The sequence below is a fragment of the Sphingosinithalassobacter sp. CS137 genome (assembly GCF_014334115.1).
In the GTDB taxonomy this organism is placed as follows: Bacteria; Pseudomonadota; Alphaproteobacteria; order Sphingomonadales; family Sphingomonadaceae; genus Sphingomonas.
Genome location: NZ_CP060494.1, coordinates 566211 through 588777 on the forward strand (window position 1 = coordinate 566211; position 22567 = coordinate 588777).

A 22567-nucleotide genomic window follows, 5' to 3' on the forward strand; every position below is an offset into this window, starting at 1 on the left:
CGCGCGCTTCCTGCCGCGCAGCCTGGCGGGGCAAATGGCCTTGCTCCTCGCGGCGGCTCTGTTCGTTGCGCAGGCGGTCAACTTCGCTCTCGCGTTACGCAGCAGCGCGAACTTCCGTCTTGCGCAGGCGGCGCGGCCTGCCGCCACCCGCATCGCCGATGCGCTCGAACGCGAGGCCGCGGGGCGCGGCCCGATTCTCGGCGACCGCGGCCGGGTTCGTGTCGACGACGCGAACCCGATCCCGGCGTGGCGGGAGCGCCGCCCCGAAGTCGCCTCCGAAGTGCGTCGCCAGCTGGAAGAGCTCGGCGTGCCTGTCGCGCGCGTCGATACCGGCCTGCGCCCGCTCCGGCGCGATACGCGTGCGCTGCGCGAGCGGAGAAGCGAGGGCGCAATGCTGGTGATCGCCGCGGAAGTGCCGGGCCGAGGCTGGCTCAGAGTGATTGCGCCCTGGCCGCGCACCGATCGCCGTATCCTGCTCATCCTGATCGTCCAGACACTGATCCTCTATGCGATCATCCTGCTGCCGGTGCTGTGGATCACGCGGCGGATATCGCGACCGCTGAACGCGCTTGCGGAAGCCGCCCGCCGCTTCGATCCGAACGCCACTGCGGTACCGCTGCCGATGGACGGCCCGAGCGACGTTCAGTCGGTGACCGCAGCCTATAACGCGCTCAGCCGCCGCGTGAATGCGATGCTCGACGAGAAGGATAGGATGCTCGGCGCAATCGGCCACGATCTGCGGACGCCGCTGGCGGCGCTGCGGGTCCGGATCGAATCGGTCGAGGACGACGAGGATCGTGCCAAAATGGCCGACACGATCGACGAAATGAACCGCACGCTCGACGACATTCTCTCGCTGGCCCGGCTAGGCCGGCCGAGCGAGCCGCCGACCGATGTGGATCTCGCCGCGCTGATCGATGCGGTCGTGGAGGACTTCCGCGATCTCGGCGCAGACGTCACGACTGAGGAATCGCCGCGCCTGCCGATCCGGCTCCGACCTTCGCTGATGCGCCGCGCGCTGCGTAACCTGATCGAGAATGCGATAAAATACGCCGGCGGGGCCGAAGTGCGCCTGGTGCCCCGAACGGCAGATGTCGCGATCGAAGTCGCGGACCGCGGGCCGGGGATTCCGGCAGACAAGCTCGCGAAGGTCTTCGACCCGTTTACTCGGCTCGAAAGCTCGCGCAACCGCGACACCGGCGGCATCGGCCTGGGACTTGCCCTGGCCCGCGCTATCGCCCGCGAGGCGGGCGGCGACGTGTCGCTCGCCAATCGCGACGGCGGTGGCCTGGTGGCCACCATCACTCTGCCGCGACGGTGATCCCTCCCCCGCCGGGGGAGGGGCCGTATCGTCAGCCGACGATTTCTTCGGGCTTGAAGAAATAAGCGATCTCGATCGCGGCATTCTCTTCCGAATCGGAGCCATGCACGGTGTTCGCTTCGATCGATTCCGCGTGAACCTTGCGGATCGTCCCCTCGTCGGCGTTCTCCGGATTGGTCGCGCCCATCACTTCACGATTGCGCGCGACGGCGTTCTCGCCCTCGAGCACCTGCACCACGACCGGACCCGAGATCATGAACTCGACCAGATCGTTGAAGAAGGGCCGCTCCTTGTGGACGGCGTAAAAGCCTTCCGCCTGCTCGCGAGTCATCTGGATGCGCTTGGAAGCGACAACGCGCAGGCCGGCCTCCTCCAGCATCTTTGTGACCGCACCGGTGATGTTGCGGCGAGTGGCATCGGGCTTGATGATCGAAAAGGTCCGGGTCGCGGCCATGGCCGTGCGGCTCCTGTTGCTTGCGGGTTGCGGAAAAGTCGCGCTCCCCTAATCGCCGCCCGGTGCGGATGCAAGCCGAACGCGCGCGACCATCGGCTCGGCGAACTCAGGCGATCTGTTCCCAGCGCCCTGCTTCGTTCTGCTTCCAATAGCGGCGTTCCACGCCGTCGCGAGTCACCAGTTCCTTCCATGCGGCGCGCGCCTCGGTGATGCTGTCGCCATCGAAGAAAAGGACGGCGCGGTCAAATGCCAGCGCCGCATCACGCCAGATTCCGTCCGCCAGCACGATGTTGCGGGCGCCGTTGGCGGCTTGCGTCGAATCCGCGATCAGAATCGGCTGTGCCGCATCCTCTCCTGTCCCGGCAGCGGCATGAGGCAGGAAACTCTCGGGCGCATAGCTCCAGAGCAGCGCGTCCAGCTTGGCGCGCAGCGCTTCGCCTTCCGCGACGATCAACAGCCGCCCACCGCGTTCAACAACCCGCTCGGCGACTTGCGGAAGCGCGCGCTCGAGCGGCATCTGCGTCAAATGGAAGAAATCGACCTGCATGCGATCTTCTACCCTGCCGCGATCGCCGCGGCCAAGGCGTTGCGGTACGCGCGCAGCGGTGCGATAGGGCAAGCGGAGCGTGCGGGCGCGCGCATGAGTGTATGAGGTTCGGTTCCCCGTGACGCGCAAGGCACTGCTGCTCTCCGGCGCGCTTCCCATGGCGCTGTGCGTTGCGGCGCAGGCTCAGGCCCAGGATACGGCGCCGAGGCCGGTTCAGCCCGAGGAGACGCTGGAGCCACCCCTCGCGACCGATGAACTGGAGACGGCGCAACCCGATCTGCAGGATCGCAACGTCGAACCGGCCCCGCCCGCCGCGGATGTACCGGACGACCCCGACCAGATCCGGTTCGAAGCGGCGGAGATCGAATATGACACCGAGCGCGACATCGTCGTCGCTAGCGGCGACGTTCGGCTTTACCGCCGCAGCGACAGGCTCCGCGCCGATCGCGTGATCTGGAACCGCGCGACGGGGGAAGTCGTGGCGGAAGGCAACATCGTCGCGACCAGCGCCGCGGGCGACACTGCCTATGGTGACCGCATCGAACTGACCGACACGCTCCGCGACGGCGTGATCGAGAACATGCTGGTCGTGCTGGAGGACGGCGGGCGCATCGCCGCGCGCCGGGGCACGCGCGAGGACGGCGTCATCATCGTCGCCGATGCCGCCTATTCGCCGTGCGCCGTCGTCGATTCCGAGGGCTGCCCCAAGAAGCCATCGTGGAAGATCACCGCCGACCGCGTCGTCTACAATCCCGACACCGGCCGGATCCGCTATTCGGGAGCCCGGATCGCAGTCTTCGGTATCGCGTCCGTGCCGCTTCCCGTCTTCTCGCATCCGGCGGGCGGGCGCAGCGACGACGGCTTTCTCGAGCCCGACATCCGCTACAGCCGCACCAACGGCTTTCAGGTCTCGCTCCCCTATTATTTCGCACTCGCCCCTGATCGTGACCTGACGCTCACCCCCAGCGTGTACAGCGAAGTGCTCCCGATGCTGCGCGTCGATTTCCGCGAGCTCACGCCGCTCGGCGCCTATCGCGTCAGCGCCTATGGCACGTACAGCCGGCGCAGCGACGATCTGACGGGGCCGGTCACTTCAGCCACTTCGAAGAACGATTTCCGCGGCTATCTCGACAGCGTAGGCACGTTCCAGCTCGATCCGCACTGGAGCATCAGCGAGTCGATCCGAGTCACTTCGGACCGCACCTTCCTGCGCCGCTACGACATTTCGCGCGACGACCGGCTGCGCAACAACATCCGCGTCGAACGGATCGGCAGCGACAGCTATTTCTCGGTCAACGCCTGGGCGGTGCAGACGCTGCGTGTCGGCGAGCGTCAGGAGCTCCAGCCGCTGGCGCTGCCCGAAATCGACTATCGCCGCCGTATCGATGACGTTCTCGAAGGCCGGGTCGAGCTTCAGCTCAACACGCTGGCGATCAGCCGCCCCGACGGCCAGGACACGCAGCGCGGCTTCGCCTCGGCGCGCTGGGATCTGCGGCGCCTCACCCCCTGGGGCCAGGAAGTCGTGCTGACCGCCTATGGCCGCGGCGACGTCTACAATGCCGACGACATCTTCCAGACGACCGTGCCCAGCTATCGCGGCACCGAAGGCTTCGAAGCCCGCGCGATCGGGGCGCTCGCGGTCGATATTCGCTGGCCGCTGATCGGCCCGGCGTTCGGCGGCACGCAGCGGATCACGCCCCGCTTCCAGGTCGTCGCCGTGCCCGAGATCGAGAATCTGGACATCCCCAACGAAGACGCCCGCGCGGTGGACCTTGAGGATTCCAATCTCTTCGCGCTCAATCGCTTCCCCGGCTACGACCGTTTCGAGGATTCGACACGCTTCACCTGGGGGCTGGACTATGCCCTCTATCTTCCCGGCTTCTCGATCGACGCGAACGTGGGGCAGAGCTACCGACTGACGTCGCGGCCCACGCTGTTCCCGGACGGAACCGGACTGACCGATCGGGTTTCCGACGTCGTCGGGCGCACGGTCGTGCGCTGGGGCGATTTCGTGTCGTTCACCCATCGCTACCGGCTCGACAAGGACAATCTGGCGATCCGTCGCAACGAAGTGGATACCACGATCGGCTCGCGTGCGACCTATATCGAGCTCGGCTATCTGCGGCTGAACCGGAACATCGGGGAGGAACTGGAGGATTTGCAGGATCGCGAGGAAGCTCGGATCGGCGCACGGATCCAGGTTGCGCGCTTCTGGTCGCTGTCCGGCTCGGCGCTGCTCGACCTCACCGACCGCAACGAGGACGTGCTGTCGAGCGCTGACGGGTTCGAACCGGTGCGGCATCGCCTTGGCATCATGTATGAAGACGATTGTCTGCGCCTGGGGCTCACCTGGAAGCGCGACTATGAGGACACCGGCGACGCGCGGCGCGGCAACAGCTATCTGCTCACATTCGCTTTCAAGAACCTGGGCCGCTAAGCCTTGGTTCAGGCACAATTGCCGAGTAAAGGCGCGAAAATTCCGGACAGGATGAGGCTTTTGGTTACTGTGAACATCGTTGCGAAGGCGGCCCGCCTGGGTCGCAGATCCGCTCTTGCCCTGTGCATGATGACGCTGGCCTCGGCGGCGACGGCCCAGACCGTTCCCGATGCCCAAGTGCCCGCAACGGGGCTCGATCTGCCGTCCAATCTTCAGATCTTCGGCACCAGCGATCCAAATATTCGCAAGCCCACGGCGATCGTAAATGATGTTGTCATCACCGGAACGGACATCGACCATCGGGTCGCCGTCGTCAGCGCGCTCAACAATCTTCAACTGAACGACGAGGAACGGGCACAGCTTCGCTTGCAGATCCTGCGTCAGCTTATCGACGAAACGCTCCAGATCCAGGAGGCGAAGGCCAACGAGATCGAGATCTCGCAGCCGGAGATCGACCAGAGCTTCGTTCGCGTGGCGCGGAACTTCAACCGCACCCCTGAGGAGATGTCGCGCTGGCTTCGCGAGATCGGTTCGTCCGACCGTACGATCAGGCGCCAGATCGAAGGCGAACTGGCATGGAGCCGCCTGTTGCGCCGCCGCGTCGTGCCGATGATCAACGTCGGCGACGAGGAAGTGAACGCGATCATCCAGCGGCTCGAAGAGGCCCGCGGGACCGAAGAGTATCATCTCCGCGAAATCTATCTGAACGCCACCCCCGATCGGGCCCGCGAGGTGTATGCGGGCATGCAGCAGATGCTGGCGCAGATGCGCGAGGGTGCTCCGTTCGAGTATTTCGCGCGCAACTTCTCGGATGCGACCACTGCCGCCACGGGCGGCGATCTGGGCTGGGTCCGGCCTGCGATGCTTCCGGACGCGCTTGCCGAGGCCGCGCGGAGCATGCAGGTGGGCCAGGTGGTCGGTCCGATCGAAGTGCCGGGCGGCTTTTCCGTGCTGCTCCTGCAGGACAAGCGGCAGGTCCTCACGGCGGACCCGCGCGACGCGCAGCTCAGTCTGCGTCAGATGAGCATTCGCTTCCCCGCAGGTACTACCGAGGCCGAGGCGGCAAGCCGCACGGCCGCCTTCGCCACCACTACGCAGGCGATGCAGGGCTGCGGCGCCGTGAACGACACCGCGCGCGAGATCGGCGCCGATGTCGTCGACAACGACGCGGTGGTTCTTCGCCAGCTACCTCCGCAGCTTCAGGAACTCCTCATCAACATGCAGATCGGCGAGGCCACTCCGCCGTTCGGATCGGTCGAGGACGGGGTGCGCGTGCTGGTGCTGTGCGGGCGTGACGATCCGCCGAGCAACTTCCTGCCTTCCGCCGATCAGATTCGCGAGCGCGAGGAAGAGGAGCGTGTGAACCGGCGCGCCGAGCGTATGCTGCGCGATTTGCGCCGGGATGCGCTGGTCGAATATCGCTGACGCGGACGGGGAGCGGATGATGATCCCGCCGCTCGCGATCTCGATGGGAGACCCTGCCGGGATCGGGCCGGAGATCGTCGCCAAGGCATGGAAGGCTCGTGAGCTTCACTCGCTTGCGCCCTTCTTTGCAGTCGGAAGCATGAAGGCCGTCGAACTGGTCTGGGGAGGACCGATCCAGCGGATCGAAGACCCCGCCGAGGCCGGAGACGTGTTCGACCATGCCCTGCCCGTCCTGGCGATTGCCGACGGCGGCGAGATCGTTCCCGGCGCGCCCGATCTGGAAGGAGCGCGCTGTTCGCTTCAGACCCTGGAAACAGCGTCGGGTCTTGCCCGCTCGGGCGCGGCCGGCGCACTGGTGACCGGGCCGGTTTCCAAGGCACAGCTGTATCAGGTCGGATTTGCCCATCCGGGACAGACCGAGTTCGTTGCCGAGCGTTGCGGCGTTTCGGTGGAGAATGCGGTGATGATGCTGGCGGGACCGACACTGCGCGTAGTGCCGATGACCGTGCATGTTCCACTGGCGGATGTTCCGGGCTTGCTGTCGCTCGAACTCGTGCTCAACAAGGCGCGAGTGACGGCGCGCGGACTGCTCCGCAATTTCGGCATCGAGCGCCCTCGCCTGGCCTTCGCAGGGGTCAACCCCCACGCCGGCGAGAGCGGCGCGATCGGACGCGAAGAAATCGAGATCCTGAAGCCGGCGATCGAGCAGCTGCGCGAGGAAGGTATCGACGCGATCGGTCCTTTCGCAGCCGATACGATGTTCCATCCGCGGGCCCGCGCGAGGTTCGATGCTGCGCTCTGCCCCTATCACGATCAGGCGCTGGTGCCGATTAAGACGCTGCACTTCGACGAAGGGGTGAACATCACGCTCGGCCTGCCGATCGTTCGCACGTCGCCGGATCATGGGACGGCGTTCGGCATCGCGGGTAGCGATCAGGCCGAGCCCGGTGCGATGATCGCGGCGATCCGCATGGCGGCAAGCGCCGCGCAGCGGCGCGCCGAGCTGGCGGCGCAGGGAGCGGCGTGATCGATCTTCCGCCGTTGCGCGAGGTGATCCGCAGGCACGGGCTGAGCGCCAGCAAGGCGCTGGGCCAGAATTTCCTGTTCGACCAGCAGCTCCTCCGCCGCATCGCTGCCGTCCCCGGCGATCTTGTCGATGCCGAAGTGTTCGAAGTCGGTCCCGGGCCCGGCGGCCTGACCCGGGCGCTGCTGGCGGCGGGCGCTAAAGTGACAGCAGTGGAACGGGACCGGCGCTGCATCCCCGCACTGGCCGAACTCGCCGAAGCCTATCCCGAGCGGCTCCGCGTGATCGAAGGCGATGCGCTGGAAATCGACGCGCCCGTGCTATTCACCGGCAAGCCGCACATCGTAGCCAACCTGCCGTACAATGTCGGTACGGCGCTGCTGGTGCGCTGGCTTTCGGCCGAATGGCGTCCCTGGTGGGCGAGCTGCACACTGATGTTCCAGAAGGAAGTCGCCGAGCGGATCGTCGCATCGGCGGGCAGCGAGGCCTATGGCAGATTGGCGGTGCTTGCCCAATGGCGCGCACGGGCCAGTATTGCGATGTCGGTGCACCGGTCCGCCTTCACGCCGCCGCCGAAGGTTATGTCGGCGGTGGTTCACATCGTCGCGGAAGCGGCGCCCGCCTCAGTGCGGCTCGACCGACTGGAGGCACTGACCGGCGCTGCCTTCGGCCAGCGGCGCAAGATGCTGCGCCAGAGCCTGAAGCCGGTGCCTGGTGCGCTCGCAGCGATGGAGGCGCTCGGCATCGATTCGAGCCGCCGCGCCGAAACGGTCAGCGTCGCCGAATTCGTCGCGCTGGCAAAACTGCTTTCCGCCTGAGCGCGGCTCAGTCCGCCCGCGCTTCGGGCGCCGCCGTCGCAGTGGCGGCGGTCGCGGTCTCCGGCGGGCCTGCCGCGATCACTGCGGAAAGCCGCTCGGCCTCCGGACAAGCGCCTTGGCACAGCGTGCGGATCTGGGCGAGATTCGCGCGTGCACGCTCGACCGCCCCCTTCATCACCAGCGCCTCGCCTTGTCCGCGCAGCGCGGCGGTGTCGTTCGGTTCCAGCGTCAATGCCTCGCGATAATAGCGGATCGCCTGCCCGCTGAGGCCGCGGGCGCGCGCTATTTCCGCCAGGACGATAAACGCCTCTCGATTGCGGGGATCGACCACCAGCGCGGATTCGACCAGATCGATCGCCTGACTCAAGTCGCCTGCCGCCTTTTCCGCCCGGCCCTGTTCCAGCAGTGCGACCGAGCGTGCGTCGATCTGATGATCGGCGCGCTGGCCGTAAAGCGAGGTGGACAGCGTGAGGACCGTCAGCGCAACGGCCGCCGAAAGCGTGGTTACTCGCATCAACATCTCCGGAACAGGAACGCGGGAGGCTATCATGGCGCCTGCATCTTCGCGACAAAAAAGCCGTCCGTCGAGTGGGCGCCCGGTGTGAGCCGCACGCCCTGCCCGCGCGCCTCCCCGACCGGCAATGCCGGGTCGACCGCGGCCCACCCCCCGTGCTCCCGGAGAAACGCGTCGATCTGATCGGCGCCCTCCGCGTCCAGCAACGAGCACACGACATAGAGCAGCGTGCCTCCCGGCCGAACCAGGCGGGCACCGACGGCGAGCAGATGCCGCTGTGTCGCGGCCAGCCGCTCGAGCCGCGTCGGCGTGAGCCGCCAGCGCGCCTCCGGATTGCGCCGCCAGGTGCCGGTGCCGGAGCAGGGCGCATCGATCACCACAACATCGGCGCGGCCGACGAACGCGTCGAGCTGCTCCGCTTCGCGACCGGGATCGAGCAGCATCGGTGACGCGCAGCTGAGACCGGCGCGATCGGCTCGTGCGGGCAAACGGGACAGGCGGGCGCGATCGATGTCGCACGCCAGCAGGAGCCCGTTGTTGGCCATTGCAGCGCCGAGGGCGAGCGTCTTGCCTCCCGCGCCGGCGCACAGGTCGATCACAGTTGCGCCTGGCTCCACACCCGCGGCTTCGCTGACCAACTGGCTGCCGGCGTCCTGCACCTCGATTTGCCCGGTCTGAAACTCCACTGTGTCCTCGATGCGCGTGTCCGGCGGGAAACGCAGCGCATCGGGAGCGAAGGCAAGCGGCTCGGCGTCCGGAAAGCGGGCTGCAAGCGCCTCACGGCGCGCCTTCAGCCGATTGGCGCGCACATCAAGCGGAGCGCGTGCGAGCAGCGCCGCCTGCTCCGCAGCGTCGATGCCGGAAGCGGTCAGCTGCGCCGCAAGCCAATCGGGCGCGATGCCGGCGGACGCTACCGGTTCGGCAGGATCGATCGTCGCCGGGCCGTAGGACGATCCGTCGAAGGCGTTGCAGAGGTCCGGCCGGACCTGAGCGAGCGCCAGCATCGCCGCCCGCCCGCTTTCGGGGCGTTCGCCGCAGAGGCGGATCGCGTCGTACACCAGCTCGCGGATTGCGCGACGATCCTTCGAGCCCGCGTAGCGGCGACTGGCGAACCCGCGCGCGAGGATGGTGTCGGCAGCCGGCCCCTGATCGCGCGCGGCCGCGGCAATCGCATCGAGCAGCTCGATTGCGGTCTGGATCCGAGCGGCGGGAGTCACGCGGACCGCTCCGCTGCAAAACGGGGATGCACGCGCCGGGCGCCGTAGAGAGGAGCGAGCAACATTGTCGGCACGCTAAAGCAGAGGACGCTCCATATGGAAAGCGGAGCGCAGGAGGGAGACCGCAGCAGAGTGGAATAGGCCTGTTTGGGCCGATAATTCTCTCTATGGACAATCCGGTTAAAAACAGAGAAGCTGCCCTATCTGGATAATACAGGGGGATGCCCGTGAAACTGGTTCTTGCTCTTGCCCTGGCCGCCACGTGCCTGACGACGATACCCGCAGCTGCGCAACAGGCTGCCGAAGCCGACACGGCCGCCGCCACCCGGTCCGGTGTCGCCTTTACCCAGCCCAAGGACTGGACGGCGCAGGTCCGCGGACCAGCGACGCTGCTGACGGCTCCGGAAGGCACGCTGACGATCGCGGTCGTGGACGTCGGCAGTGCGGCGAACGCTCAGGCGGCGGCGGCGCAGGCCTGGGCCATGTACAATCCCGAGGCGAATCGCACCGTGCGCGTGGTGACCGCCGGCAACCCCGGTGGCGGATGGGACGAACGCGTGGGGATTTCCTACGAGACGTCGCCGAGCGAGCGCGCGACCGTCTCGGCGTCGGCCCTGCGCAAGGGCGACGACTGGACGGTCGTTATCACCGATGGCTCCGAAGCCGTTGCGAGCATGCGCATGGCCGCGACCTCGCTGATCGCGCAGAGCCTGCGCCCCGCCGGCTATCGGGAAGAGAGCTTTGCCGGAAAGACCGCGCACCGGCTGACTCCCGACCGCATTCAGGCGATGCGCGATTTCGTGGCGCAGTCGGCGGAGGCACTGGAGGTTCCGGGGGTCGGATACGCGCTGATCGACAACGGCAGCGTCGTCTATCAAGGCGGCTATGGGGTCCGCGCGCTCGGATCGACCGAACCGGTCGACGAGCACACCAAGTTCATGATCGCGTCCAACACCAAGGGCATGGCGACACTGCTGCTCTCCGTGCTGGCCGACGAGGACAAGCTGCGTTGGGAACAGCCGGTCACCGATCTCTACCCCGACTTCCGGCTGGGCAGCGACGCGACGACCGAGTCCACGCTCGTCCGGCATCTCGTTTGTGCATGCACCGGCCTTCCGCGCAAGGACTTCGCATTCATCCTGGACGATCCCGGCGCCCCGGCCATGGAAACCTTTGTCGGGCTGGCGGAAACCGAACCGACGAGCGATTTCGGCGAACTCTTTCAGTACAACAACCTGATGGCGTCGGCCGCCGGCTACCTGGGCGGGATGCTCGCCTATCCCGAGATGGAAGTCGGGGCGGCGTTCGACCGGGCGATGCAGGACCGCATCTTCGGGCCGCTGGGCATGCCCGATACCACTTTCTCGTTCGAAGAAGGCGAAAGCGGCAATTGGGCGCGGCCGCACGGATATGATCTCGACGGCCGGATGGTCCTCATGTCGAACGGCTTCAATCACCTGATCACGCCGCACCGGCCGGCGGGCGGCGCCTGGTCGACCGCCGCGGACTTTGCGCGCTACGCCCAGCTCGAACTCGGCAAGGGCCTCACGCCCGAAGGCGAGCGGCTGGTGAGCGAGGAGAACATCCTCGAGCGGCGGCGGCGCGGAGTCCCGCTCGGCGAGAACGCCTGGTATGGCATGGGGCTGATGGAGCGCATCGTCTCCGGGGTTTCGGTCATCACGCACGGCGGTACGCTGCAGGGCTTCCACAGCAATTTCTACGCGATCCCCGAAGCGGGGATCGGCGCCGTGATCCTGACCAACTCGGACTCGGGCGCGTCGATGCTCGGGCCGTTTCTGCGCCGGCTGCTCGAAATAGCCTATGACGGCGAGCCCGAAGCGGCGGCGGAAGTCGCGGCGGCGGCCGGGCGGCTGAAGGCCCAGGCCCAGGCGCGCCGCGAGCGGCTGACCTTCCCGCCCGATACCGAAGTGCTCGCAGGCCTCGCCACGACGTATCGCGACCCCGAGGTCGGATCGATCGAGTTCACCGAAAAGGACGGCGTTCCGTGGATGAAGGCGGGCTTCGTCGAGGGGCCGGTCGCGACGCGGCAGAATGCCGATGGTACGGTTTCCGTCGTCTCGGCGGGCCCGGGCATCATCAGCGTCGACGCGCTCGTCGGCGCGCTGCCTGACGGCACGCGGACACTGACCGTGCGCGAGAGCCAGCACGAATATGTCTACACCGAAGTGCCCTGACCGAAGGTAGCGCCGCACCGCGGAGCTTCCGTGGTGCGGTAGCGCCCGTCAGCGGGTGGGGTAGTTCGGCGCCTCGCGCGTGATCGTCACGTCGTGGACGTGGCTTTCGCGCAACCCGGCATTCGTGATGCGGACGAACCGCGCCTTTTCACGCAGCTCCGGCAATGTGGCGGCGCCGACATAGCCCATCGCCGCCTTCACGCCGCCGACGAGTTGGTGGATCACGTCACGCGCCGGGCCCTTGAACGGAACCTGGCCCTCGATCCCTTCGGGAACGAGCTTGAGCTGATCCTTGATGTCCTGCTGGAAATAGCGGTCGGCCGAGCCCTTGGCCATCGCGCCGACGCTACCCATGCCGCGATAGGATTTATAGGCACGGCCCTGATAGAGAAACGTCTCACCGGGAGCTTCCTCGGTCCCCGCGAGCAGCGATCCGATCATCGCGCAGCTCGCGCCCGCGGCCAGTGCCTTGGCGATATCGCCCGACGTGCGGATGCCGCCGTCGGCGATCACCGGGATGCCCGACTTCGCTGCTTCGTTCGCCGCGTCCATCACGGCGGTGAGCTGCGGCACGCCGACGCCGGCGACGACGCGAGTGGTACAGATCGATCCGGGGCCGATCCCCACCTTGATCCCGTCAGCGCCCGCGCCGATCAGCGCGCGAGTCGCTTCGCCGGTGGCGACATTGCCTGCGATGACCTGAACATTGTTCGACAGCTTCTTCACGCGCTCGACGGCGCGGCTCACGTCCTTGTTGTGGCCGTGTGCGGTGTCGATCACGATCAGATCGACTTCCGCGTCGACCAGCGCCTCGGTTCGCTCGAAGCCGCTGTCCCCGACCGTGGTGGCCGCGGCCACGCACAGCCGGCCGGCGCCGTCCTTGGTGGCGCCGGGATAGAGGACTGCCTTCTCGATATCCTTTACCGTGATGAGGCCGATGCAGCGATAGTCGGCATCGACCACCAACAGCTTCTCGATCCGGCGCTGATGGAGCAGGCGCCGTGCCTCTTCCTGCGTCACGCCGGGCGAGACGGTCGCGAGATTTTCGCGAGTCATGAGCTCGGAAACCGGCTGCTGCGGGCTCTCGGCGAAGCGAACGTCGCGGTTGGTCAGGATGCCGACGAGACGGCCATCCGCCTGAGTGATCGGAATGCCGCTGATCCGGTGCCGCGCCATCAGCGCCTGCGCCTCGGCAAGCGTGCCTTCGGGCGCCATGGTGATCGGATTGACGACCATGCCGCTTTCGAACCGCTTCACCTGACGAACGGCGTCCGCCTGTGCGTCGACATCGAGATTGCGGTGGAGGACGCCAATGCCGCCGAGCTGGGCCATGACGATCGCCATGTCGGACTCGGTGACTGTATCCATCGCCGAGGATATGATCGGGATGTTGAGCGCCAGCCCACGCGAAACATATGTCCGCGTGTCCGCGCGGCTCGGCACGATCTCGGACTCGCCCGGATAGAGGAGCACGTCGTCGAAGGTAAGACCGAGAGGGATGTCCATGGGGCGCCAGCAGTCCTGAGTCGGAGGTTGGCGGCCCATGTAACCGCGAGGCGGGAGATACGCTAGAGGGCGCTCCGCTCCGCGCGCCGCCGGAGGTGCAGGCGATGCTCAGGCGCGCGCGAGCAGCGCCCTCGCCTGTGCGACGTGCATCTCCTCGATCATGCGGTCGCGGAATCGCTCGGCGCCGCCACTCGCAGCTTCGATCAGAGCGCGCGCCTCTTCGCGCTCGGCTTCGCTGGGGGCAAACGCCTCGGCCGCGATGTCGATCTGATTCGGATGGATCAACGTCTTGCCGTCGAAGCCCATCGCCCGTCCGGCCCGGCATTCCTCGCCCAGCGCCTGCGAGTCGCCCAGCGCGTTGAACACGCCGTCGAGCGCCCAGGCGCCGCCGGCACGCGCAGCAAGCACGATCGTCTGAAGAGCGAGCGCAAGCCCGCTTCGGTCGGCCGCGGGCGGGATGCGAAGCTCGGCGCGCAGATCGTTGGTGCCGGCGATCAGGCCATGCACCATCTGCGCGGCGGCGATCTCGTGCGCGGCAAGCACGCCTGACGGCGTCTCGATCATCGCGAGCACCGGCTTGAGCATCACCGAATGAACGTCGAGCGCGGCGCGGGCCGTTTCCACTTTCGGCACGACCACGAAATCGGCCGGCGTCTCGCGGAGCAGCACCATGTCCGGACCGCAATCGGGTGTGCCCGGGGCATTGATGCGCACGGCGACCGGCTTGCCGCCCAGGCCCTCGCGGATCGCGGAGGCGGCGGCGGTGCGGGCGGCATCCTTGTCGGTGGGCTTCACTGCATCCTCGAGGTCGAGGATCACCAGATCGACGGGGAGCCCCCGCGCCTTCTCGATCGCACGCGGATTGGACGCGGGGAGGAACAGCGCAGTACGCGGAGCGAGGCGAGTTTCGATAGCCATGGGCGCCACCTATGCTAGCAAGGGAACAGGATTGCGAGGGGAGTCGAAGATGGACGTTCTATCCACCTTTCTGGTGTTCGTGGCCGTGCTCGTGGTGCTCTACCTCTTCTCCAGTGTGAAGATCGTGCGCCAGGGATATCAATATACGATCGAACACTTCGGCCGCTACACGACCACCGCGACGCCCGGCTTCAACTTCTACCCCGCCTTTTTCTATCGCGTCGGCCGCAAGGTGAACATGATGGAGCAGGTGATCGACATTCCGGGGCAGGAGATCATCACGAAAGACAATGCGATGGTCTCGACCGATGGTGTCGTCTTCTTTCAGGTCCTCGACGCACCCAAGGCCGCGTACGAGGTGTCGGATCTCACGAACGCGCTACTCAACCTCGCGACCACCAACCTGCGCACCGTGATGGGTTCGATGGATCTGGACGAGACTTTGTCGAAGCGCGACGAGATCAACGCGCGGCTGCTGAACGTCGTCGATCATGCGACGACTCCCTGGGGCGTGAAGATTACGCGCGTCGAGATCAAGGACATCCGTCCGCCGCGCGACATCGTCGATTCGATGGCACGGCAGATGAAGGCCGAGCGCGAGAAGCGGGCGAACATCCTCGACGCCGAGGGCGATCGCGCCTCGCAGATCCTGCGCGCCGAAGGTCTGAAACAATCGGCGATCCTCGAAGCCGAGGGCAAACGCGAAGCTGCGTATCGCGAGGCAGAGGCACGCGAGCGCGCCGCCGAAGCCGAAGCCAACGCGACGCTGGTGGTGAGCGAGGCGATTGCCAAGGGGGGTGCCCAGGCGATCAACTATTTCGTTGCGCAAAAATATGTCGAGGCAGTCGGCAAGTTCGCCACGTCGCCCAACGCCAAGACCATCCTGTTCCCCGTCGAAGCGACGCAGCTGATCGGAACGCTCGGCGGCATCGGCGAACTGGCGCGCGACGTGCTGGACAAGGGCGAGCAATCGGCGGACACGGCCGCCTCCCCTGCCCCAGCGCCGCGACGCTCTCCCTTCGATCGGGATCACTAATGGACTGGATGGATCAGGCAGGCGTGTGGTGGCTGCTCGCCGCTGTGCTGCTGGCGATCACCGAACTGATGATCCCGGGCGTGTTCCTGGTGTTCCTGGCGCTGGCCGCCGCGATTACCGGAGCGATCACGCTGTTCTTTCCCGAACTCAGCCTTGGCGGGCAACTGATCGGCTTTGCCGCCTGGTCGGCGGTGACGGTGGTGATCGGCAAGCGCTGGTATCGTGACTATCCGGTGGCCAGCAGCGATCCGATGCTGAACGATCGCATCGCTCGGCTAGTGGGCGAGACCGTTACGGTCAGCCAGGCGATCGAGGGTGGCGTGGGGCGCGTCCGCGTAGGCGACGGCGAGTGGCCCGCGCATGGGCCCGACGCACCGGCGGGCGGGCGCGTGCGCGTGGTGGGTGGCCGTGGCGGCGTGCTGGAAGTCGAGCCGCTGCCTGCGCTAGAGACCGACGTCTGAGCAAAATCGCCTTTTCGGAGAACATGATGCAGTCCACTCGCCGCGCCTTTCTGATGGGCACCGGATCGACGCTCGCCGCCGCCGCGCTGCCCGCGCGGGCTTGGGCGCAGCAGAGCGGCGCGGACGCCGCGGCACAGCGGCTGATCGATCAGGTGGCCGAACAGTATCTGGCGGTCTATCCGGAGAGCGCCACCTATCTGGGCATCGACCGGGGAACCCGCGCCGCGCTGAAGTCGCGGCTCACCGACCGCAGTCCGGAGGGTCAGGAAGCGATCCAGCACCAGCTCGCCGGTACGCTTGCGGAGATCGACGCGATCGACATCGACGCGCTGGGCCCGGACATGAAGATCAACGTCGATGTGGTGAAGACCAGCTATGGCCTCGGGCTGGACGGGATGCGCTTCCCCTATGGCGATGTCTCCGTCGGCGGATGGCGCAATTCGCCCTATGTGGTGATTCAGAACGTCGGCGCCTATCTCGATGTGCCGCGGATGCTCGACAGCGACCATCAGATCGAGACGGCTGCCGATGCCGAGGCCTATCTCGCGAGACTGGAATCCTACGCCCGCCAGCTCGACGGCGAGACCGAGCGGCTGCGCGCCGCCGCAGCGATGGGCGTGATCGCACCCGACTTCCTGCTCGACAAGGCGCTGCGCCAGCTCGATCTCGCGCGCAGCGGGAATCCCGCGCAATGGGGCGTGGTCGAATCGATCGAACGACGCACCGACGCCATGTCCGGCGACTATGCGGCCGCAGCGGCGGTGATCGCCGCGACGCAAGTGAAGCCCGCGCTCAACCGACAGTTCGCGGAGCTTCAGTCGCATCGTGGTCGCGCCAACAGCAACGCAGGCGTCTGGGATTTGCCGCAGGGCGACGAATATTATGCCTGGACGCTGCGCGCGGCGACCACCACCGATATGACGCCCGACGAGGTCCATGCGATGGGCCGCGAGGAGCTCGCGCAGCTCCATGCCGAGATGGACACGATCCTCAAATCGCTCGGCTACACGCGGGGGACGGTCGGCGAACGGATGATCGGCCTGGGCAATGATCCGCGCTTCCTGTTCCCCGACAATGACGAGGGACGCCAGCAGATCCTGGAAATGCTGCGCGCCCGGATCGCCGACATGCATGGCCGGATGCCCCAGGCATTCAACACGCTCGTGCGCGGCAACGTGGAAGTGAAGCGCCTGCCTCCCGAAGAGGAGCCGGGCGCGCCCGGCGCCTATGGCGGGGCGGGAACGATTGACGGATCGGTGCCCGGGCGCTTCTGGATCAACCTGCACACCACGCGGCTGCATACGAAATACAGCCTGCCGACCCTCGCCTACCACGAGTCGATTCCCGGCCATGCCTGGCAGGGCGAATATGCGTTCCGCCTGCCGCTGATCCGTTCGCTGCTGTCGTTCAACGCCTATTCGGAAGGCTGGGCGCTCTATGCCGAGCAGCTGGCGAACGAGCTGGGCGTGTATGACGAGGATCCGGTGGGGCGGCTCGGCTATCTCCAGTCGATCGCCTTCCGCGCCTGCCGGCTGGTGGTCGACACCGGGCTACACGCGAAGCGCTGGAGCCGCGAGCAGGCGATCCAGTGGTTCCATGAAACGAACGGATCGGGGATCGACGAAGTGACGAGCGAAGTCGAGCGCTACTGCTCCTGGCCGGGTCAGGCATGCGGCTACAAGGTGGGGCACAGCGAGATCAATCGCCTGCGCGCGCATGCGCAGGCGGCGATGGGCGACCGCTATGCGTTCAAGGACTTCAACGACGCGGTCGTGACCAGCGGCAACGTTCCGATGACGGTGCTCGGACGCGTGGTGGAGCGATATATCGGGGGGTGATCGTGAATTGGATCGGAGCACTTCTGTGCATCGCATTGGTTGGGGCATCCGCGCACGCGACGGTGCAGGATGCCGAGCCGGCGGCCGACGATCTGATCCACTCGGACCTTCCGCTGTTCGACGACGACTTCGAGCAAAAGTGGCCGCGTGGCTTCACCGGCGGGGACGGCGGCTTCGGCTGCGAGTCACGAGTGCAGTTCGGCGACTGGCGCCTCTCGTCCAGAGACAGCGACGACCAGGGAGAGGCCACATGGCTTGCCATCCGCAACTACGGCGTCTTCCACTGCTTCGCGGCTATCGCGACTGCCTCCGAACGCGATGAGCTTGCGCAGGCGCCATTCGATTATGGCTTCTTTGTCGAGCTCGGCAGGATCGACAGTGGAGCCGCGTGGCGAGAACTCTGGGCACTTCAGATCGGAAGCAGACCGGGAAGCGAGTACATCCTTCTGGAGCGCTCCAACCAAGGCGATGGACCAGTTGAGATGTTCACGGTTCTGCAACGCGACTGTCCCCCACAAAATGTGCGGGACGCGGGGCAGATGAGCATCCTGGTGACGCGCTACTGCGCGATCAACTCGCGCGGGGAGTTGATGCGTCTCGCGCGGCGAATGGCGGCGCGGCCGCCACTCGGCACACTACACTTTGTCGCAAACGCAGCGGCACAGACGGACCTGGACGCTGTACGCGAGTAAGGCCGCCGCATAGGGCAGGGCCAGCGTCGACGCGGGGCAGGTTCATCTCGGGTCGGATCGGGCAATGCGATCAGAGCCCGATCCCACCTGCCGTGCGAACTAGGCGGATGTTGCCGGGGCCTTGGGGGCGCTGGGTGCGGCCTGCCGCACGCCTTCGTCCACATGCTCCGCGAACTGCGCGAAATTCTCGTTGAACAGGTCGACGAGCTTCGCCGCCTGCGCGTCATAGGCTTCCTTGTCGTCCCAGGTCTGACGGGGGTCGAGGATCGTCGGATCGATGCCCGGAACCGCCACCGGCACCTTGAACCCGAAGTTGGGATCGGTGCGGAACTCGGCGGCGTTCAGGCTGCCGTCGAGCGCTGCGTTGAGCAGCGCGCGAGTCGCCTTGATCGGCATGCGCGATCCCACGCCAAACTTGCCGCCGGTCCAGCCGGTGTTGAGCAACCAGCACTGCACCCCGCCCTTGGCGATCCGCTCCTTGAGGAGATTGCCATAGACCGAGGGGTGACGCGGCATGAAGGGTGCGCCGAAGCACGTCGAGAAGGTCGCTTCCGGTTCGGTAACGCCGATCTCGGTGCCGGCGACCTTGGCGGTGTATCCCGACAGGAAATGATACATCGCCTGATCGGGCGTCAGCTTCGCGATCGGGGGCAGCACACCGAATGCATCGGCGGTGAGCATCACGACGTTGCTCGGGACCGGACCCATATTGTCGTCGGACGCGTTGGGGATGAAGTCGATCGGATAGGCCCCGCGCGTATTCTCAGCCAGGCTGTTGTCGTCGAGATCGAGAACGCGCGTGTCCTCGTCCATCACCACATTCTCGAGTACCGTGCCGAACCGCCGGGTCGTCGCATAGATCTCCGGCTCCGCGTCCTCGGACAGGCGGATCATCTTGGCATAGCAGCCGCCTTCGAAATTGAAGACCGCCGTGTCCGACCAGCCATGCTCATCGTCGCCGATCAGCGTGCGGCTTGCATCCGCCGAGAGCGTCGTCTTGCCGGTGCCCGAGAGGCCGAAGAACACCGCCGTGCCGCCATCCGGACCGATATTGGCCGAACAGTGCATCGGCATGATGCCCTGCTCGGGAAGCAGATAGTTGAGCAGGCCGAACACGCTCTTCTTCATCTCGCCGGCATAGGCCGTGCCGCCGATCAGGATCAGCTTGTCGGTCAGGCTGACTGCGATCACCGTCTCGGAGCGGCAGCCGTGGCGCTCGGGATCGGCCTTGAAGCTAGGCAGATCGATGATCGTGTATTCGGGATCGAAGCCGGCAAGCTCCTCCGCCTTGGGCCGGACCAGCATCGTGCGGATGAAGAGATTATGCCATGCGAGCTCGTTGATCACGCGTACACGGACGCGATGCTCGGGCTGCGAACCTCCGTAGAGATCCTGGACGAACAACGTGTCCCTGTCTTTCACCGCGGCGAGGAAATCTGCCTTCAGCGCAGCGAAGTGCTCGGGAGTCATGCCCTTGTTGGTCTTGCCCCACCAGATGGGCTCTTCGGTCTTCGCGTCGCGGACGATGAACTTGTCCTGCGCCGAACGGCCGGTGTGCTTGCCGGTGGAGACCACCAACGGGCCCCCGGCGGCCAGCTTGCCCTCACCACGCGCAACAGCCTGCTCGACGAGCGGCTCGGTAAGCAGGTTCCAGTGAATGTCCGCCCGCGTCTCGATCCCCTGGGCGTCCAGCCCGGTACGCGGTTTCCGCTCGGTCACGTTCTTCTCCCAAAATGGCCGTCTTGAAGGGTGCATACACGCATCTCTCCGGCGGCCCGGCGTTGCAGCAGTAGCTTGCGCATAGGCACGCCGCGGCTGCTGGGTCAAATAGGTAACCGGTGTCCATGGATTGAGCGCCCGAGCGCATTGGGCTAACCGGGAGCGATGCGCTGCACCTCTTTCCGCCTCTTCGAATGACCGCGACGATCGCCCTTGTCGACGATGACCGGAATATTCTGACATCCGTGTCGATCGCCTTGCAGACCGAGGGGTTTCTGACGCGCGTCTATTCTGACGGCGAAAGCGCGCTGAAGGCGTTGATCGAGAATCCGCCCGATCTGGCGGTGCTCGACATCAAGATGCCCAAGCTCGACGGCCTGGAGCTACTGCGCCGGCTGCGCGAGAAAAGCGCCGTTCCGGTAATCTTCCTCACCAGCAAGGATGATGAGCTGGATGAAGCGCTCGGCCTGGCCATGGGCGCGGACGACTATATCGCCAAGCCGTTCAGCCAGCGGCTGCTCATCGCGCGCATCCGCGCCATCCTGCGCCGCACCGAATCGCTGCATACCGCTGGTGACGGCAGCGAGACCGAAGCGCCGCAGACGCTGGTGCGGGGGCAACTGACGATGGACCCTGCGCGCCACCGCGTGAGCTGGGGCGGTCAGAATGTGACGCTTACGGTCACCGAGTTCCTGATCCTGGAAACGCTCGCGCAAAGGCCGGGGATCGTGAAGACGCGCAATCAGTTGATGGACGCGGCGTATCAGGACGACATCTACGTCGACGACCGAACGATCGACAGCCATATCAAACGTGTCCGCCGCAAGTTCCGCCAGGTCGATCCGGATTTCGATTCAATCGAGACGCTCTATGGCGCCGGCTACCGCTTCTCGGAGGAATGAGGAGCGCGACCTGGCGCTCAAATGGTCGAACCGGGTCAGTTTGACGCCCCGGATTCTGGCGGTGAACATCTTTGCCCTCGCGCTGCTCGCAGGCGGCTTCTCCTATCTCGACAGCTTTCGTAGCCGGATCGTCGACAGCCGCGTCGCGCAGGCAAGCCGAGAGGTGCGGCTGATCGCGCAGGCGCTCGCGTCGGCCACTCCCGAGCGTCGTGACCTGCTGGTCCTGAGCCTGGCGCGCGACACCGGCTCGCGCATCCGGCTGTTCGACGAGGAGGGACGCCTGATCTCCGACAGCAGGGCGCTCGGCCTGCGCAATGTCGTGCTGCGCGATCCCGACAAGGATCCGTGGAACCAGTCGGTCGCACGCTTTCTGGACGCGATGATCGACACTGTCGCCGGTGCCGAACGTGCGCCGCTCTATCGCGAACGCGATCCCGAACATGGGCTGGAATGGCCGGACGTGCGCACCGCGCGCGTGACGCACGGAACCCCGGCGACCGTCTGGCGCGCGCCCGACCGCACGCCGGTGATCACCGCCGCTGCGCCGATCACGCAGCTCGGCGCGGTGATGACGACAGTGAACGCGCGCGACATAACGACTACCGTACGCGCAGAGCGCTATCGGCTGGGCGTCGTTCTCGCGATCGTTTCGATCGTCTCGATCCTGCTGTCACTGTTTCTCGCACGGACGATCGTGAAGCCGCTGCGGCATCTGGCGCGCGCCGCGATCCGAGTGCGGCTGGGACGCGCGCGCGAAGTGACGGTGCCGCGGCTGCCGACGCGACGCGACGAGATCGGCCTGCTGGCCCGGGCCATATCGGACATGAGCGGTGCGCTGCGGGCCCGGATCGATGCGACAGAGGCATTCGCCGCGGACGTGACCCACGAGCTGAAGAATCCGCTCGCCTCACTGCGGTCGGCAGTCGAGGGGCTGGGCAACGTCAAGGATCCCGCGCTTCAGGAACGGCTGATCGCGATCGTCCGCGACGACGTCCATCGGCTCGACCGGCTGATCACGGATATTTCCGAAGCCTCCCGCCTAGACGCGCAGCTGAGCCGCGCGACGTTCGAGCCGGTCGATATCGACGCCTTGCTCGCAGCGCTAATCGCGCAACGCCAATCACGCAGCGTGCCGAACGATGTCCGAATTCGCTTCGATCGCGTCGGCGCCGGCGGATTCGAGGTGCTCGGCGAAGGCGCTCGTCTGGAGCGCGTGTTCGAGAATCTGGTCGAGAACGCGATCTCCTTTTCGCCGGAGGGCGGCCTCATCACGCTGTCGCTGCGCGCCGAAGGCGACATGCTGGTCGTCCGCGTCGAGGATGAAGGTCCGGGCGTCCCCGAAGAGGCGCGCGAGGCGATCTTTCGTCGCTTCCATTCGGTGCGGCCGCAGAGCGAGGCATTCGGCCAGCACTCCGGGCTGGGGCTTGCCATCGCCCGCACGATTGTCGAAGGGCACCAGGGGAGTATCGCCGTCGAATCGCGAGAGGACCGGCTGAGCGGAGCACGTTTCGTCGTCCGGCTGCCGCTCGCGAACCGGCGCTGA

Annotated in this window: 20 protein-coding genes; 13 read left to right on the forward strand and 7 right to left on the reverse strand. The window is 66.4% G+C overall.

The annotated features are described in order from the left end of the window. The first annotated feature begins 34 nt into the window (after positions 1–34). Complete coding sequence (locus H7V21_RS02700) at positions 35–1321, forward strand: sensor histidine kinase (RefSeq protein ID WP_188055098.1); 1287 nt, start codon at positions 35–37, stop codon at positions 1319–1321. A 31-nt stretch (positions 1322–1352) separates the two neighbouring features. Here H7V21_RS02700 and ndk read toward each other — a convergent pair whose 3' ends face one another. Further along, entirely contained in the window at positions 1353–1775 is a 423-nt protein-coding gene (gene ndk / locus H7V21_RS02705) for a nucleoside-diphosphate kinase (RefSeq protein WP_188055099.1), read from the reverse strand. Positions 1776–1881: 106 nt separating this feature from the next. Further along, a complete protein-coding gene (locus H7V21_RS02710; RefSeq protein ID WP_188055100.1) occupies positions 1882–2322 on the reverse strand; it encodes a DNA polymerase III subunit chi in 441 nt (146 codons plus the stop codon). On the opposite strand from H7V21_RS02710, the gene H7V21_RS15810 reads away from it, so the two are divergent. From H7V21_RS15810 to rsmA, 5 genes are all read left to right on the forward strand, one after another. After that, positions 2302–2427: a hypothetical protein gene (locus H7V21_RS15810; RefSeq protein WP_262504127.1), complete on the forward strand. Its 126-nt coding sequence runs from the start codon at positions 2302–2304 to the stop codon at positions 2425–2427. The genes H7V21_RS02710 and H7V21_RS15810 overlap by 21 nt on opposite strands. 52 nt (positions 2428–2479) lie before the next feature. Further along, a complete protein-coding gene (locus H7V21_RS02715; RefSeq protein WP_188056311.1) occupies positions 2480–4759 on the forward strand; it encodes an LPS-assembly protein LptD in 2280 nt (759 codons plus the stop codon). 126 nt (positions 4760–4885) lie between these two features. Further along, on the forward strand, positions 4886–6184 hold the full coding sequence (locus H7V21_RS02720; RefSeq protein WP_316715489.1) for a peptidylprolyl isomerase: 1299 nt from the start codon (positions 4886–4888) through the stop codon (positions 6182–6184). Next, positions 6162–7211, forward strand: a complete 1050-nt coding sequence (pdxA, locus tag H7V21_RS02725) for a 4-hydroxythreonine-4-phosphate dehydrogenase PdxA (protein ID WP_410482669.1) — start codon at positions 6162–6164, stop codon at positions 7209–7211. Before H7V21_RS02720 ends, pdxA begins: the two co-directional genes overlap by 23 nt. Then, a complete protein-coding gene (rsmA, locus tag H7V21_RS02730; protein ID WP_188055102.1) occupies positions 7208–8026 on the forward strand; it encodes a 16S rRNA (adenine(1518)-N(6)/adenine(1519)-N(6))-dimethyltransferase RsmA in 819 nt (272 codons plus the stop codon). Before pdxA ends, rsmA begins: the two co-directional genes overlap by 4 nt. A 7-nt stretch (positions 8027–8033) precedes the next feature. On the opposite strand, the gene H7V21_RS02735 is transcribed toward rsmA, so the two are convergent. Further along, the gene (locus H7V21_RS02735) at positions 8034–8540 is read right to left on the reverse strand and encodes a tetratricopeptide repeat protein (protein ID WP_188055103.1); all 507 of its coding nucleotides are present in this window, start codon (positions 8538–8540) and stop codon (positions 8034–8036) included. Between the two features lie 32 nt (positions 8541–8572). Next, entirely contained in the window at positions 8573–9757 is a 1185-nt protein-coding gene (locus H7V21_RS02740; RefSeq protein WP_188055104.1) for an RsmB/NOP family class I SAM-dependent RNA methyltransferase, read from the reverse strand. A gap of 227 nt (positions 9758–9984) precedes the next feature. Between H7V21_RS02740 and H7V21_RS02745 the strand changes: the two genes are divergently transcribed. Further along, entirely contained in the window at positions 9985–11952 is a 1968-nt protein-coding gene (locus H7V21_RS02745; protein WP_188055105.1) for a serine hydrolase domain-containing protein, read from the forward strand. A 48-nt stretch (positions 11953–12000) separates the two neighbouring features. Here the strand turns inward: H7V21_RS02745 and guaB are convergent, their stop codons facing one another. After that, on the reverse strand, positions 12001–13458 hold the full coding sequence (gene guaB, locus H7V21_RS02750; RefSeq protein ID WP_188055106.1) for an IMP dehydrogenase: 1458 nt from the start codon (positions 13456–13458) through the stop codon (positions 12001–12003). A gap of 108 nt (positions 13459–13566) precedes the next feature. Next, complete coding sequence (locus H7V21_RS02755) at positions 13567–14376, reverse strand: HpcH/HpaI aldolase/citrate lyase family protein (protein ID WP_410482670.1); 810 nt, start codon at positions 14374–14376, stop codon at positions 13567–13569. A gap of 49 nt (positions 14377–14425) precedes the next feature. On the opposite strand from H7V21_RS02755, the gene H7V21_RS02760 reads away from it, so the two are divergent. From H7V21_RS02760 to H7V21_RS02775, 4 genes are read left to right on the forward strand one after another with little or no spacing between them, the layout of a single operon-like run. Continuing rightward, positions 14426–15412, forward strand: coding sequence for an SPFH domain-containing protein (locus H7V21_RS02760; protein WP_188055107.1), 987 nt, complete (start codon positions 14426–14428; stop codon positions 15410–15412). Beyond that, entirely contained in the window at positions 15412–15873 is a 462-nt protein-coding gene (locus H7V21_RS02765; protein WP_188055108.1) for an NfeD family protein, read from the forward strand. Before H7V21_RS02760 ends, H7V21_RS02765 begins: the two co-directional genes overlap by 1 nt. A gap of 26 nt (positions 15874–15899) precedes the next feature. Next, positions 15900–17711: a DUF885 domain-containing protein gene (locus H7V21_RS02770; RefSeq protein WP_188056314.1), complete on the forward strand. Its 1812-nt coding sequence runs from the start codon at positions 15900–15902 to the stop codon at positions 17709–17711. Then, the gene (locus H7V21_RS02775; protein WP_188055109.1) at positions 17708–18403 is read left to right on the forward strand and encodes a hypothetical protein; all 696 of its coding nucleotides are present in this window, start codon (positions 17708–17710) and stop codon (positions 18401–18403) included. The genes H7V21_RS02770 and H7V21_RS02775 overlap by 4 nt, the downstream gene beginning before the upstream one ends. Before the next feature lie 99 nt (positions 18404–18502). On the opposite strand, the gene H7V21_RS02780 is transcribed toward H7V21_RS02775, so the two are convergent. Then, positions 18503–20122 (reverse strand): phosphoenolpyruvate carboxykinase, encoded by a 1620-nt coding sequence (locus H7V21_RS02780; protein ID WP_188055110.1) that lies wholly within the window; start codon positions 20120–20122, stop codon positions 18503–18505. Positions 20123–20316: 194 nt separating this feature from the next. Between H7V21_RS02780 and H7V21_RS02785 the strand changes: the two genes are divergently transcribed. Together H7V21_RS02785 and H7V21_RS02790 are read left to right on the forward strand one after the other, a co-directional pair. Further along, positions 20317–21024 carry a response regulator transcription factor gene (locus tag H7V21_RS02785; RefSeq protein ID WP_188055111.1) on the forward strand — a complete coding sequence of 236 codons (708 nt, stop codon included), beginning with the start codon at positions 20317–20319 and terminating at the stop codon, positions 21022–21024. After that, positions 20993–22567 carry a sensor histidine kinase gene (locus H7V21_RS02790; protein ID WP_188055112.1) on the forward strand — a complete coding sequence of 525 codons (1575 nt, stop codon included), beginning with the start codon at positions 20993–20995 and terminating at the stop codon, positions 22565–22567. Before H7V21_RS02785 ends, H7V21_RS02790 begins: the two co-directional genes overlap by 32 nt.

Excerpts from the sequence above, each read along its gene's own strand:
- H7V21_RS02770 (WP_188056314.1), top strand. The coding sequence starts at position 15,900 with ATGCAGTCCACTCGCCGCGCCTTTCTGATGGGCACCGGATCGACGCTC.
- H7V21_RS02755 (WP_410482670.1), bottom strand. The coding sequence starts at position 14,376 with ATGGCTATCGAAACTCGCCTCGCTCCGCGTACTGCGCTGTTCCTCCCC.
- H7V21_RS02710 (WP_188055100.1), bottom strand. The coding sequence starts at position 2,322 with ATGCAGGTCGATTTCTTCCATTTGACGCAGATGCCGCTCGAGCGCGCG.
- H7V21_RS02765 (WP_188055108.1), top strand. The coding sequence starts at position 15,412 with ATGGACTGGATGGATCAGGCAGGCGTGTGGTGGCTGCTCGCCGCTGTG.
- H7V21_RS02700 (WP_188055098.1), top strand. The coding sequence starts at position 35 with ATGGCCTTGCTCCTCGCGGCGGCTCTGTTCGTTGCGCAGGCGGTCAAC.
- H7V21_RS02790 (WP_188055112.1), top strand. The coding sequence starts at position 20,993 with ATGGCGCCGGCTACCGCTTCTCGGAGGAATGAGGAGCGCGACCTGGCG.
- guaB (WP_188055106.1), bottom strand. The coding sequence starts at position 13,458 with ATGGACATCCCTCTCGGTCTTACCTTCGACGACGTGCTCCTCTATCCG.
- H7V21_RS02760 (WP_188055107.1), top strand. The coding sequence starts at position 14,426 with ATGGACGTTCTATCCACCTTTCTGGTGTTCGTGGCCGTGCTCGTGGTG.
- H7V21_RS02715 (WP_188056311.1), top strand. The coding sequence starts at position 2,480 with ATGGCGCTGTGCGTTGCGGCGCAGGCTCAGGCCCAGGATACGGCGCCG.
- pdxA (WP_410482669.1), top strand. The coding sequence starts at position 6,162 with ATGCGCTGGTCGAATATCGCTGACGCGGACGGGGAGCGGATGATGATC.
- H7V21_RS02735 (WP_188055103.1), bottom strand. The coding sequence starts at position 8,540 with ATGCGAGTAACCACGCTTTCGGCGGCCGTTGCGCTGACGGTCCTCACG.
- H7V21_RS15810 (WP_262504127.1), top strand. The coding sequence starts at position 2,302 with ATGGAAGAAATCGACCTGCATGCGATCTTCTACCCTGCCGCGATCGCC.
- ndk (WP_188055099.1), bottom strand. The coding sequence starts at position 1,775 with ATGGCCGCGACCCGGACCTTTTCGATCATCAAGCCCGATGCCACTCGC.
- H7V21_RS02785 (WP_188055111.1), top strand. The coding sequence starts at position 20,317 with ATGACCGCGACGATCGCCCTTGTCGACGATGACCGGAATATTCTGACA.
- H7V21_RS02720 (WP_316715489.1), top strand. The coding sequence starts at position 4,886 with ATGATGACGCTGGCCTCGGCGGCGACGGCCCAGACCGTTCCCGATGCC.